The organism is Streptomyces sp. NPDC107517 (genome assembly GCF_055582645.1).
Genome location: NZ_JBVJPM010000020.1, coordinates 1 through 12,225 on the forward strand (window position 1 = coordinate 1; position 12,225 = coordinate 12,225).

The 12,225-nt window shown below is 70.7% G+C and carries 15 protein-coding genes; 9 read left to right on the forward strand and 6 right to left on the reverse strand.

All coding sequences use genetic code 11. The features are described from left to right. Window positions 1–334: 334 nt before the first annotated feature. Window positions 335–1,717 (forward strand): MFS transporter, encoded by a 1,383-nt coding sequence (locus ACZ67T_RS33725; RefSeq protein WP_469989117.1) that lies wholly within the window; start codon window positions 335–337, stop codon window positions 1,715–1,717. Between the two features lie 18 nt (window positions 1,718–1,735). Here the strand turns inward: ACZ67T_RS33725 and ACZ67T_RS33730 are convergent, their stop codons facing one another. Continuing rightward, on the reverse strand, window positions 1,736–2,068 hold the full coding sequence (locus ACZ67T_RS33730) for a DUF6233 domain-containing protein (RefSeq protein WP_469989119.1): 333 nt from the start codon (window positions 2,066–2,068) through the stop codon (window positions 1,736–1,738). Between the two features lie 113 nt (window positions 2,069–2,181). Between ACZ67T_RS33730 and ACZ67T_RS33735 the strand changes: the two genes are divergently transcribed. Together ACZ67T_RS33735 and ACZ67T_RS33740 are read left to right on the forward strand one after the other, a co-directional pair. Next, on the forward strand, window positions 2,182–3,411 hold the full coding sequence (locus ACZ67T_RS33735) for an MFS transporter (protein WP_469989121.1): 1,230 nt from the start codon (window positions 2,182–2,184) through the stop codon (window positions 3,409–3,411). 120 nt (window positions 3,412–3,531) lie between these two features. Next, window positions 3,532–3,963: a VOC family protein gene (locus ACZ67T_RS33740; RefSeq protein WP_469989123.1), complete on the forward strand. Its 432-nt coding sequence runs from the start codon at window positions 3,532–3,534 to the stop codon at window positions 3,961–3,963. A 5-nt stretch (window positions 3,964–3,968) separates the two neighbouring features. Here the strand turns inward: ACZ67T_RS33740 and ACZ67T_RS33745 are convergent, their stop codons facing one another. Together ACZ67T_RS33745 and ACZ67T_RS33750 are read right to left on the reverse strand one after the other, a co-directional pair. After that, window positions 3,969–4,241, reverse strand: coding sequence for a hypothetical protein (locus ACZ67T_RS33745; RefSeq protein ID WP_469989125.1), 273 nt, complete (start codon window positions 4,239–4,241; stop codon window positions 3,969–3,971). Between the two features lie 136 nt (window positions 4,242–4,377). Further along, on the reverse strand, window positions 4,378–4,521 hold the full coding sequence (locus ACZ67T_RS33750) for a 50S ribosomal protein bL37 (protein WP_159032477.1): 144 nt from the start codon (window positions 4,519–4,521) through the stop codon (window positions 4,378–4,380). A gap of 204 nt (window positions 4,522–4,725) precedes the next feature. Here ACZ67T_RS33750 and ACZ67T_RS33755 point away from each other — a divergent pair, with 204 nt between their 5' ends. The 3 genes from ACZ67T_RS33755 to ACZ67T_RS33765 all read left to right on the forward strand — a co-directional run bounded on the left by ACZ67T_RS33755 (window position 4,726) and on the right by ACZ67T_RS33765 (window position 8,691). After that, complete coding sequence (locus ACZ67T_RS33755) at window positions 4,726–5,295, forward strand: TetR/AcrR family transcriptional regulator (protein ID WP_469989127.1); 570 nt, start codon at window positions 4,726–4,728, stop codon at window positions 5,293–5,295. Between the two features lie 72 nt (window positions 5,296–5,367). After that, a complete protein-coding gene (locus tag ACZ67T_RS33760) occupies window positions 5,368–6,561 on the forward strand; it encodes a GDSL-type esterase/lipase family protein (protein WP_469989129.1) in 1,194 nt (397 codons plus the stop codon). 498 nt (window positions 6,562–7,059) lie between these two features. Beyond that, entirely contained in the window at window positions 7,060–8,691 is a 1,632-nt protein-coding gene (locus ACZ67T_RS33765; protein WP_469989130.1) for a PucR family transcriptional regulator, read from the forward strand. On the opposite strand, the gene ACZ67T_RS33770 is transcribed toward ACZ67T_RS33765, so the two are convergent. Both ACZ67T_RS33770 and ACZ67T_RS33775 read right to left on the reverse strand, forming a co-directional pair. Further along, complete coding sequence (locus tag ACZ67T_RS33770; protein WP_383084994.1) at window positions 8,645–9,043, reverse strand: TOBE domain-containing protein; 399 nt, start codon at window positions 9,041–9,043, stop codon at window positions 8,645–8,647. The genes ACZ67T_RS33765 and ACZ67T_RS33770 overlap by 47 nt on opposite strands. Window positions 9,044–9,092: 49 nt before the next feature. Beyond that, on the reverse strand, window positions 9,093–9,677 hold the full coding sequence (locus ACZ67T_RS33775; protein WP_469989133.1) for a helix-turn-helix domain-containing protein: 585 nt from the start codon (window positions 9,675–9,677) through the stop codon (window positions 9,093–9,095). A gap of 131 nt (window positions 9,678–9,808) precedes the next feature. Here ACZ67T_RS33775 and ACZ67T_RS33780 point away from each other — a divergent pair, with 131 nt between their 5' ends. From ACZ67T_RS33780 to ACZ67T_RS33790, 3 genes are all read left to right on the forward strand, one after another. Further along, on the forward strand, window positions 9,809–10,771 hold the full coding sequence (locus ACZ67T_RS33780; protein WP_469989135.1) for a class I SAM-dependent methyltransferase: 963 nt from the start codon (window positions 9,809–9,811) through the stop codon (window positions 10,769–10,771). 129 nt (window positions 10,772–10,900) lie between these two features. Beyond that, a complete protein-coding gene (locus ACZ67T_RS33785) occupies window positions 10,901–11,083 on the forward strand; it encodes a hypothetical protein (RefSeq protein WP_100594486.1) in 183 nt (60 codons plus the stop codon). A 305-nt stretch (window positions 11,084–11,388) separates the two neighbouring features. After that, window positions 11,389–11,691 (forward strand): GNAT family N-acetyltransferase, encoded by a 303-nt coding sequence (locus tag ACZ67T_RS33790; protein ID WP_469989365.1) that lies wholly within the window; start codon window positions 11,389–11,391, stop codon window positions 11,689–11,691. A gap of 34 nt (window positions 11,692–11,725) precedes the next feature. Here the strand turns inward: ACZ67T_RS33790 and ACZ67T_RS33795 are convergent, their stop codons facing one another. Beyond that, the gene (locus ACZ67T_RS33795; RefSeq protein WP_469989137.1) at window positions 11,726–12,016 is read right to left on the reverse strand and encodes a hypothetical protein; all 291 of its coding nucleotides are present in this window, start codon (window positions 12,014–12,016) and stop codon (window positions 11,726–11,728) included. Window positions 12,017–12,225 lie beyond the last annotated feature (209 nt).

The following is a 12,225-nucleotide window of genomic DNA, read 5'->3' on the forward strand; positions in this document are numbered from 1 at the left end:
TGGAACGTCGCACTCAGGGCCGGGCTGGTCCTTCCCGACGTGGCATAGCCACCGACAGGAGAAGCCCCCCGGATTTATCCGGGGGGAGGAGTCACAAGTGCAGGGTCATTCGAATGCCGGGCGCGTGCATCCGCCGGCCAGGCGTTCTTGCTGGAAGATGGAGACAGAGCCCCGCTCGGCCCACCCCCCCCGGCCGGGCGGGGCTCGCTCTGTGCGCGCGGGCTCTCGCCGTGGTTGTCCGCCGGAGGCATCACGCAATTCTCTTGCTCTTGCAAGTAACATGCAACAAGCTGGCCCGGTCCTTACCGCCTGCCCCAGGACGCGGAGCCACGACATGCCCGTCATGCCCCAGCTGATGCCTGAAGCGGGACCCCAACGCGTCATCGCCGCATCGAACTTCGTCAACACCGTCGGCAGTGGCCTCTACCTGACCGCCGGAGTCCTGTACTTCACCCAGGACGTCTGCCTCCCCGCGACGCAGGTGGGACTCGGACTCGGTGTCGCCGGCTTCGCCTCGCTCGTCACGGGCATAGTCGCCGGCCACCTCGCGGACAGGCGCGGCGCGCGCGGCGTCTACGCGGCTACCATCGCCGTACAGGCGCTGGCAACAGCGGGGTTCGCCCTGGTGGACAGCTTCTGGCCGTTCGTCCTGGCCGTCTGTGCCGCGACCGGGGCGCAAGCGGCGGGACGGGCCGCGCGCTCCCCGCTCATCAGGCACTTCGGCGGGGACCGGCCGCAGGAGTGCCGCGCCTATCTCCGGGCCGTCACCAACATCGGCATCTCACTCGGCGCACTGCTGGCGGGCTGGGTCCTCCAGGTGGGCACCCACACCGCGTACCAGCTCCTGGTCATCGGCAACGCGATCGCCTTCGGTGCCTCCGCCGCCATCCTGCTCCTCCTGCCGCCTGTCGCGCCGGAGCCCGCGGCTGCCGGCCCCCGGTGGATCGCGCTGAGGGACCGGCCCTACCTCCTCCTCACGGCGCTGGACGGCATCATGGCCATCCAGTTCAAGGTGCTCACCGTGGCCATTCCGCTGTGGCTGGTCGTCGCCACCAGCGCACCCCACTGGCTCATCTCGGGCACGATGCTCGTCAACACCCTCATCGTGGTCGCCCTTCAGGTGCGGGCCGGCCGCACCATCAACTCCCCGGTGGCGGGCGGCGGGGCGTACCGGCGGGCGGGCGTGGTGTTCCTCATCTCCTGCTCGTTGATCTCGCTGTCGGCGGGGGTTTCGGCATGGGCCGCCGCGGCGCTGCTCCTGGTCGCGGTCGTGGTCCACACGGTCGGCGAACTGTGGTACTCCGCCGCGGGGTTCGAGGTCTCCTTCGCCCTCGCCCCCGTACGCGCCACCGGCCAGTACCTGGGTGTGTTCGGCCTGGGCGCGGGGCTGGCCGACGCGCTCGGCCCCAGCCTGCTGATCGCGCTCTGCGTCACCTGGGGCCGGCCTGGCTGGTACGTGGTGGGCGCCCTGTTCGCCGTCACAGGCCTGGCGGCCCCGTTCGCCGTCCGCTGGGCTCAACGGCCTGTGCCCGCCGGGGGCCTGCCCCTGGAAGCTAGCGGCCCGTTTCTCAGCTCTGAATGCGACCGAGCAGTCCCGGTCGGCCGAGTCGTTCCGAGAGCGTCCGTCCGATCGGCCGGTTCCCACCCGCTGCGGGATGCGCATCCTCGCGTCGCAGGTGGCGGATCACCGGAGGCCGACTCGGAACCAGCGCTCTGACGGCTTGCGCCACGGGGTTCAGTCCAGCACTCCGAGCACCCCGTCGGGGTGGCAATGCGGACAGGCCGGCACCTGCTCCCACAGCGCGCGGCGCGCTTGGTCGTCCGTGACGCCTCGCGACCGTTTGCCCGCCATGTGGCAGCCGCCGACGTGCACGTACACAGGTGCGCGCCCGCCGAGCCCCATCTCGATCAGCCAGTCGGGGGCCGGTGGCCGGTCCCGTTCGCCGCGCTGTTGCTCGGCTTCCTGTCGCTCGGCCTCCGCGATCTTGCGGCGCACCTTGTCCAGAGACAGCACGAGCCACGTCTCCAGCGTGCGGAGCCGTGGCAGGTCTGGCGGCAGGTCGGACATGTGTTCGATTCTACGACGATTCCCGGCCAGGCAGAACGCCCCTTGAATGGCCCAAGCACAGAACCCGGAATTGCCCCAAATCAATGGGCCGATGCGCGCGTACCGTCATTGCCATGCCGAACCTGCTGCCGCCCGCCGGCCCTCAACGCACCCTCGCCCTGGCCCAGTTGAGCAATTCGCTGGGTGACGGCGCGTACTACGTCACCTCGGCGCTCTACTTCACGCACGTCGTCGGCCTCGCGCCCGCCAGGATCGGCCTCGGCCTCACTGTCGCCTGGGCGATCGGGTCGGTCGTCGGGGTGCCGCTCGGCCGGATCGCGGACCGGCGCGGCCCGCGTGGAACGGCGGTCCTGCTCGCCCTCGCGACCGGCGCCGCGGTCGCCTCCTTCCTGGTCGTACGCGATTTCCTTCCCTTCCTCGCGGCCGCCTGCCTCTACGCGAGCGCGCAGTCGGGACTCGCGGCCGCGCGCCAGGCGCTGCTCGCCGGTCTGGTGGCCAAGGAGGACCGCACGGGTGCGCTCGCCCACCTGCAGTCGACGCTCAACGCGGGTCTCGCGGTGGGCGCGGCGCTCGGCGGCCTCGCACTGTCCGCCGGGACGAAGTCGGCGTATCTGACGGTGTTCGCGATCGACGCCGTCAGTTTCGTCCTCTGCGCGCTCGTCCTGCTGCGGCTCCCGGCCGTCGCGCCGGCGCCGGCCGTCCGTGGAGCGAAACTCGAAGTCCTGCGTGACCGGCCCTACGCCGTCGTGACCCTCCTCAACACCGTCCTTCTCCTGCGGATGCCGCTGCTCAGCCTCGGGCTCCCGCTGTGGATCAACGAGCGCACCGACGCCCCCACGTGGCTCGTCTCCGCCCTCTTCATCCTCAACACCGGCGCCGTGATGCTCTTCCAGGTCAGCACTGCCCGCTCGGTCTCCGGGCTCCCCACGGCGATCCGCGCCATCCGCCGGTCAGGAGTGCTCATGCTCCTGGCCTGCGGTGTCTTCGCCGCCTCGGCCATCGGCTCGGTCCGGGCCGCGGTCGCTGCCCTGGTCGCAGGATCGGTGCTCCTGGTCGCCGCCGAGATGCTCCAGTCGGCCGGATCCTGGCAGCTCGGCTTCGACCTGGCCCCGGCCGGGCGCATCGGCGAGTACCAGGGCTTCTTCGGTACGGGCGTCACGGTCGCCCGCACGCTCGGACCGCTGCTGCTCGCCGCGCTGCTGCTGGGGATGGGCACGCCGGGCTGGCTGCTGCTCGGCGGCCTGGTCCTGGCGGCGTCGTACGTGCTGGGGCCGGTGGCGCGGTGGGCGGCGAAAACGCGCCGGGAGCCGGTGTCCGTACGGGTTGCGGCTTCGACGGTGTGATCTCGACGCCGTGGACGGGTAGGCCCACAGCGTCCCCAGCGGCAAGGGTTGCTGACGCTCCGTCACCGCGCAGTCTCCCGAACTCTCTACCGAGCAGTCTCCCGAAAGGAGACCGGCCCCATGACCGAACTCGACTCGCCGATCCCGCGGTTCCACCTGGCCATGCCCGTGGACGACCTGTCCGCCGCCCGGCACTTCTACGGTGAGGTGCTCGGCCTCGAACAGGGCCGCAGCGCCGACACATGGGTTGACTGGAATCTCCACGGCCATCAGTTCGTCACCCACCTCGCCCCCGCCGGCGCCGAGCACATCCGCAACCCCGTCGACGGCCACGACGTGCCCGTACCGCACTTCGGCCTGATCCTCACGGTCCCCGTGTTCCAGGAGCTCGCCGACCGGCTCCGCGCCGCGGACACGAAGTTCGTCATCGAGCCGTACGTACGCTTCGCGGGCGAGCCCGGCGAGCAGTGGACGATGTTCCTGCTGGATCCGGCGGGCAACGCCCTGGAGTTCAAGGCGTTCGCCGACGACTCCCAGGTCTTCGCCACCTGAGCGCGTTATCCGGCGCCGCCGCCCGCCTTCGCCTTCACGTCCGCCTCCACGTCGTGTCTGGCGAGGCCCTCGTCCTTGGCGTACTCGGTGAGGGCCTGCTGGACGTCGCGGGCCAGGTCCCGCCATGCGCGCAAGGCCGTCTCGTACGTCTGGGCCTGTGACTCGCTCAACGGCTCGAGCCCCGGTGGTCCGTAGCCGTCCCGGAGTCTCAGGACCTCGTGATGTGCCGCGTTCGCGGCCTGCTGTCTCTCGACGAGTTCATCGAAGGTGTGTGCCACGCAGCGGATCCTAGGTCGGTGTCGAGGCGATCCCGGTGAGCGCTCGCGCGGGTGACACGAATGCCGAAGGGGTGTGAGCGAAACGGGTCAGGGCGGCGCAGGACGGCGCCGCCCCTGACCCGTCCGGCGAGTTCCCTCAGGACTGGGGGCGCTTGCCGTGGTTCGCGGCGTGCTTGCGGCGAGCCTTCTTCTTGCGTCGTCGCTTCGAGGACATTGCTACCTCCCAGGTGTCGCTGTTCTTCGGTCCTGCCTGGATGAGCGGGCCCACCCAGACGATCATCCGGCCGCCTACCCGAGGGCGCGACCGGTAATGACGTGGCCCATGCCACCACTCCCGCCCCCCGATCGGCCGGGCGACGCGCCGCTGTGGCGATCCGCCCTGCGGGCTTACCCCTTCCTTGCGTGTGTTACCTAAGCTGTATGTAAATTTGCCTAAAGGTCTTAGGTAACTGCATAATCGATTTCGTTGATTGGGGTGAAGGTTATGGTGCGTGTGGGGCTGACCAGGGAACGTCTGATCCGAGCCGGCGCCGAGCTGGCCGACGAGGTCGGGTTCGACAACGTGACGGTCTCTGAGCTCGCGAGACAGTTCGACGTCAAGGTGGCGAGCCTGTACTCGCACCTGAAGAACTCCCAGGAGCTCAAGACCGGGATCGCGCTGCTCGCCCTGGAGGAACTCGCCGACCGGGGCGCCGCGGCGCTCGCCGGGCGCGCGGGCAAGGACGCCCTCGCCGCCTTCGCGAACGTCTACCGCGGCTACGCCCGGGAACACCCCGGTCGCTACGCGGCAGCCCAGCTGCGGCTCGACCCGGAGACGGCGGCCGCCAGCGCCGGCGTCCGGCACGCACAGATGATGCGGGCGATCCTGCGCGGCTACGACCTCACGGAGCCGGACCAGACCCACGCGGTCCGACTCCTGGGCAGCGTCTTCCACGGCTACGTCAGCCTGGAGATGCAGGGAGGCTTCAGTCACAGCGCACCCGACTCGCAGGAGAGCTGGTTGCGGATCCTCGACTCCCTCGACGCCACGCTGAGGAACTGGCCCGCACCGTGACCGCGGCCCCGCGCTGACCCGTATCAGTGCGCCCGAACAGCCCACAGGCATATTGATCAACAGGTTGAGGCAATGCACATGAATGACAACTGGACCACGACTCCCGTCACCGCGGACCTCGTGCGTGGCGCGTACGAGTTGGAGCGCTCCGAGCACGGCGTGCTCCCGCACCGGCTGCCCGCGCGGGCCCGCGCGCAGTGTTCCGACGGACAACTGGCCATGGCCGAGGCCCAACCTTCCGGCGTACGGCTGGTGTTCCGCACCCGGGCCACCGTCATCGAGTTGGATGCGCTCCGGACCAAGATGGCCTACGAGGGCGCTCCGCCCCGTCCGGACGGCGTGTACGACCTGATGGTCGACGGCCGCCTGGCCGCGCAGGCCGGTGTCACAGGCGGCAACGTACAGATGGTGGACATGACCACAGGCACCAGGGAGACCCGGCCCGGACCCATCGGCACCGTGCGGTTCACCGGGCTGCCCGACCGCATGAAGGACGTCGAGATCTGGCTGCCGTACAACGAGATCACCGAGCTGGTCGCCCTGCGTGCCGATGCCCCGGTCGAGCGCATGCCGGACAGCGGTCGCAAGGTGTGGCTGCATCACGGCAGTTCGATCAGTCACGGCTCGGACGCCGCAAGCCCCAGCACGACGTGGCCGGCGCTGGCCGCCTCCCTCGGGGGCGTGGAGTTGATGAACCTCGGTCTGGGAGGCAGCGCCCTGCTCGACCCGTTCACCGCACGTGCCCTGCGGGACACCCCGGCGGACCTGATCAGCGTCAAGGTCGGCATCAACATCGTCAATGCCGACCTGATGCGCCTGCGCGCGTTCACCCCGGCGGTGCACGGTTTCCTCGACACGATCCGTGAGGGACACCCGACCGTGCCGCTGCTGGTCGTGTCGCCGATCTACTGCGCCATCCACGAGGACACTCCCGGCCCCAGCGCCCCGGACTTCAGCAACCTCAGTGCGGGCAGACTGCAGTTCATGGCCGCCGGCGACCCGGCGGAGCGAGCGGCGGGGAAGCTCACGCTCAATGTCATCCGGGACGAGCTGACGCACGTCGTGAAGCAGCGGATCGCGGACGACCCGAACCTGTACTACCTCGACGGCCGCGACCTGTACGGCGAGGCGGACTTCGCCGAGCTGCCGCTGCCCGACCAGCTCCACCCGGACGCCGCCACCCACCGGCGCATGGGCGACCGCTTCAACACCCTGGCCTTCGGCGCGGACGGTCCGTTCGCGATCGCGGTGACCGAGCGTCCCTGAGGCTCGCCCTGCCAGGGGCCGCGTGATGTCACCCTCTGCGCGCCGTGCCGAGCCTCTGGTCCGTCAGGCACTCCGCGCGCGTACCGCCGCCCGCACCGAGGGACAGGGCGACGGCGCCCCTCATCGTCGCCGTGGCGCTCGAACGCCGGGTGATCCCGCTGAGCGGCGAAGCCCTGCCTCTACGGTGACGATCCAGCGGCCGGTTTTCACTACATGCCCGGGGTCGCTTGAGGGTCGTTTCGTCAGGAGCGGACGCGAGGGCCCCGCTTCCCGATGGCGCTGACGGGAGCGGACGTGCGTCCACGTACCGCTGTCCGGACGACTGGTTCGCGGCACGGAATCTCCACCTCCGAGGGTCGGGTCCTTGGATGTTCAACCAAGAACCGTATCGCTCACATGCTCTTGCATTTACGATGTGATGACTCGCACTCGCCTGGCGAATGTGAGAAAGGGGGTGCCGCTTTCCTGCACCCCCGGGTACACAGGGAGTCAGCGCACATGCACATCGAACATCTCCTGAGGGACGAGTCACTCGGCCTGCGCCTGCTCTGGGCCGACGAACCGCAGCTGCGGCAGGAGATCAGCGGCGTGACCGTCACCGACCTCGAGGACCCGGCCCGCTTCGTGCGGCCGGCCGAGGTCGTGCTCAGCGGCCTGGTGTGGTGGACCCAGCGGAGCGGGCGGGCCAAGGCGGACCGGTTCGTCTCCGCGCTGCGCACGGCGGGCGCCGCCGTGCTCCTCGCGGGGGAGGAGACGCACGGTGCCGTCCCGGACGACCTCGTCGAAGCGTGCCGCCGCCACGGGCTCCCGGTCGCGGCCGTCCCGGCGCACATCATGTTCCGCGCCATCACGGACACGGTGTATCTCCAGCAGTGGGGCGAGCTCAGCCGCCACCACGCCCTGCCCGAGAACGTACGTGCCACGCTGAGCCGGCTCCTGGCGCAGGAGGCGGACCCGGCCGCGCTCGTCGACGCCGCGTTCGCCCACCTCGACCGGCCGGTCGCCTACGTCCTCACGCCGACCGGTCGCACCGTGGCCGCCACCACCGCCTCCGCCGATCTCACGACGCGCGACGCCGCCGCCCTGATCGCGACGGGCGCGCTCCCCGCGCAGAGGAGCGGTCACCACAGCTCCGGCAAGGGGGCCCGTCCCGCGTTCGGCCGGGCATCGGTCACCCTGCCCGTGCAGGCCGACACCGACGCGGTCTCGCCCTACGAACGCTGGCATCTGCACGTCCCCGACCCCGACGACGCCCCGCCGCGCATGCTGCACGAAATTGCCGAGATCCTGGGACGGTGCCAGGAGATCCGGGCCCGCCGCCGGGCCGACGAGGACCGCGCGGCGCGCGAACTCGGCACGCTGCTCACCGCGCCCGACCCCGACAAGGCCGTCCTCGCAGCCGCGCTGCGCGGCTGCGGTCTGCCCGACGAGGGCCCGTACCACGTGGTCGTCGCCGAAGTCGGCTCAGGACGTGAGGACGCGGCGCAGGGCGCGCTGGCCGAGGCGGCCGCACACGTTCCGCACACCGGCGCCGCAGTAGGCCAACTCGCCGACGGCACCGCGTTCGCCGTCATCGCCGGGGCGGACGCCGTGAGCGAAGCACTCGGCGACGTATGGCCGTTGCTCGCCGCCGGCGAGCCGTCCGACCCGCTGCACGCGGGCGTCGCCTCCCCGGCCGCCGCGCCCCGGAACCTGAACGGGGCGCTGTCCGAGGCGCGTTACGCCCTGACCTCGGCCCGTACGACCGCGCCCGGCGCCTCACGCCTGACCGAGGCGTCCTCGCTCACCGGCCTCGACACACTGCTCACCGGCGTACCCGCCGAGGTGCGCGCCGCGTTCAGCCGCACCGTCCTCGGCCCCCTGCTCGACGAGACCAACGCGTCCGCGACCGCTCTGCTCCAGACCCTGGAGACCTTCCTCGCCTGCGACGGCTCATGGGCACGCACCGCGGAGGCGCTTCACCTGCACGTCAACACCGTCCACTACCGCATCCAGCGCATCGAGCACTTCACCGGCCGTGACCTCTCACGGCTCTACGACCGGGCGGACCTCTGGGCCGCGCTGCTGAGCCGCCAGGAGCCGGCTAAGAACGGTCGACGTGCACGCTCGTCGACTTCACGCGCGCGGTGACGGTGACCCCGACGGCGAGTCCCAACTCCTCGACGGCCTCCCGCGTCACCATGGACACCATCCGGTGCGGGCCGGCCTGGATCTCCACCTGAGCCACGACGTCGTCGGCCTTGAGCGCCGTCACGATGCCCGTGAACGAGTTGCGCACCGACGTGCGCGGAGCTCCGGCCGCGCCCCGATCGGCTTCCGCGGCCCGGCTCTTGGCGAACCGCGCGAGACCGACACCGTCGATGACCCGGTTCCCCGTACCGTCCCGCCCCATCGTCAGCCGCCCGCTGTCGGCCCACCGACGCACGGTCTCCCCACTCACCCCGAGCAGGCGCGCGGCCTGGCCAATGCTGTACGACGACACATCGGAACCTTAGCCGTGCCGGGCACCGGGGCTCTTCCGGGGAGGCGGCTCACCTGTGAGGCCGGGCGCGGACGTGCATGCGTTCGCCCTGCCTGCCGAAGAGGCTGAGGAGTTCGACGGGCCGGCCGTCCGCGCTGCTGAACCAGTGCGGGACGCGGGTGTCGAACTCGGCGGCCTCGCCCGGGCCGAGGACCAGATCGTGCTCGGCGAGCACGAGCCGCAGCCGGCCATCCAGCACATACAGCCACTCGTAGCCCTCGTGCGTACGGAGATCCGGCTCGCAGCCCCGGTCGGCGATGACCATCTTGTACGCCTGAAGCGGGCCCGGCGACCGGGTCAGGGGGACGAACGTGCCGCCGCTCGGCATCGGGCGGGGCGTCAGCCGGACCCGGGGATCGCCCACCTCGGGAGCACCGACCAGCTCGTCCAGTGGCACGCCGTACGCACCGGCCAGCGGCAGCAGCAGCTCGAGGCTGGGGCGGCGGTGTCCGGACTCAAGGCGCGAAAGGGTGCTCTTGGAGATACCGGTGACCTCCGAGAGAGCCGCGAGGGTGAGACCACGCCGGTCGCGCAGTCGTCTCAACCGCGGGGCGACCTCGTCGAGTACCGCTTGATAGGGCGCTGGTTCGGCCACATCGTCAACGTCATCAACGTCATCAACGTCATCAACGTCATCCACATCGTCCATGCGGGCATTTCACCCGGCTGTCCCGGAAATGGCAACACAGATTGCTGATCACGGGTGACAGGTGCACTCTCCTGGCCATGAGCACTCATAACAATCCCGCGCAGAGCCACGGACACGACCACGCGCACGGACACGCGCAGCGCCACGGGCACGGTTCCGACAGCACCGACATCGACTGGGAGGCCATGGCCGACACGCTGGAGAACAACGGCGATCTGCACCTCCCGGTCCTGAGGCGGACGGCGACCCGGCTCGCGGAACTGCTCGGCCCGGACAAGCGGGTCCGCCGCGTCCTCGACATCGGCAGCGGCCCGGGCGTGATGACCTGTGCGCTCGCCGAGGCTTTCCCGGACGCCGAAGTCGTCGCGGTGGACGGCGCGCCCGCACTCCTCGGACGCGCGCTGGCCCGAGCCGAGCGGCTCGGACTCGGCGACAGGGTGACGATCCGGCACGCGGAGCTGCCCGGCGACCTGGAAGGCGCCGACGGGCAGACGGGCGGCGGACTCGGTGAGGCCGATCTGATCTGGAGCAGCAAGGCCGTGCACCACATCGGTGATCAGCAGGGGGTACTGGACGCGCTCACCGGCGCGCTGCGGCCCGGCGGCATGCTCGCGGTCGCCGAGGGCGGACTGCCGATGCGCTGTCTCCCCCGCGACATCGGTATCGGCACGCCGGGTTTCCAGGCGCGGCTCGACGCCCTGCAGGAGTACTGGTTCGAGCGGATGCGCTCCGAGCTGCCGGGCAGCATCAGCACGGTCGAGGACTGGCCCGCGATGCTCGGCAGGGCAGGGCTCACGGACGTCGGCAGCTTCACGTACCTGCTCGACCTGCCTGCGCCCCTGGGGGAGACCGCCCGCACGTTCTTGCACAACCAACTGACCCGGCTGCGCGACGTGATGAGCGATTCCCTGGACGCCGACGACCGCAAGACGCTCGACGTCCTGCTCGACGACCCGGCGCCGGAGAGCATCCTGCGACGTCCCGACGCGTTCGTGCTCTCGGCCACCACCGTCTTCGCAGGTGTGCGCCGAGTGTCGTGACGACCGGTGGGCGGGTGCTCCGTCTGCGTGGAACGTGTGGGCTCGTTTGTGTGATGTGCCTGTGTGGCTGGCGTGATCCGCGTTCCCGGCTGTGCTTACCGTGGCCTCTCGTCGAGGGTTGGAGCGCGCATGCCCGAGCAGGAACTTGAAGTGGAGCAGCGGCGGGAACCGTCCGTGCCGTTGGGCGTCGGGGTGCGGCGGGCCACGCTGGACGACGGTCGCGTGGTGACCATCGTGTGCGAGGCGGGACTGCCCCAGAACGAGGTGAACGCCATCGCCGCACGCGTCGCCGAGTCGAGCCTGAAGCGCTGACACATCGACGTCACAACGCCCCCGCTCTCCCGGCGCGGGGGCGTTGCGACGTACCCGGCAGAGGCACGTGGGCACACACCCGGCCGGAATCGGGCTGGTGGCCGTGGGAGGTGGCCACCACCATGGAGCGATGACGAGGATCCGCGAGGCCTCCCCCGGTGACGTCGACGCCATCGTCCGGCTGAGCGGCATGGTTCAGCGGCTGCACGTGCGGCACCGGCCGGGCCTGTTCGTCGACGAGCCGTCGGAGGCAGAGCTGGCGGAGCGCTTCCGGGGCCGGCTGAGGGACGAGGCCTCGACCCCCCCTGGTCGCCGAGTCCGACGAGGGCGAAGTGGTGGGCTACACGTTCTGCCGCGTCGAGAGGCGGGAGGGATCTCTGATCACCCTTCCCGACGCAGCGGTCTCCATGGAGCAGCTGGCCGTGGACCCCGGCAGCGCTCGGAGCGGGGTCGGCGCGGCGCTGGTGGAAGCCGTCCGCGAAGTGGGACGCCGGGCAGGTTGCCGACGGCTGGTCGCGAGCGTGTGGGAGTTCAACGCCGCGGCACGGCCGTTCTACCAGGCCATCGGGTTGCGTCCGATGCAGATGCGGATGGACCAGCCGCTGTAAGGCGCCGCTGTGCGGCCGGCGCCGGTGCCTCACTTCACCCGAACAGGGCGGCGGGGCGAGAGATGAGCCACCTCTGGACGGCGAGCGCGACGGTGTCGTCAAGGGCGCTGAGCGCGTCGATGACCTCCCTGTCGTCGGGGTGGGGCGGGATCCCGACGGTGGTGAGCGCGGCGTTCAGGCTGAGGCGGTGCCGGTCGCGGGAGGTCAGGGTCGAGTGGGCCGGCGGAACGACGTCCAGGCGCTGCTCCGGGTCGGGCAGCGGAAGCAGGAAGTCGGCGTCGGCATCGCGGTCGGGGGTCGGCAGGACGGTGGCAGGAGAGTTCACGGCACTTCCTCACGACGGTCGGACGGTGTGGGTCTGTGCCGGACAGGAGGCCGCCGGGCCGCCGGTTGGTTCCGCCCTGTCCGCCACAACACCCGAACGCCGTAATCACCGTACATAGACGGACATCAACTGCCCATCGGAGAAGACGCTTTCGCCTCCGTCTTCGCCTGCGTCTTCATCTGCTCTTCCACCTGCGCCCCCGGCGGCAC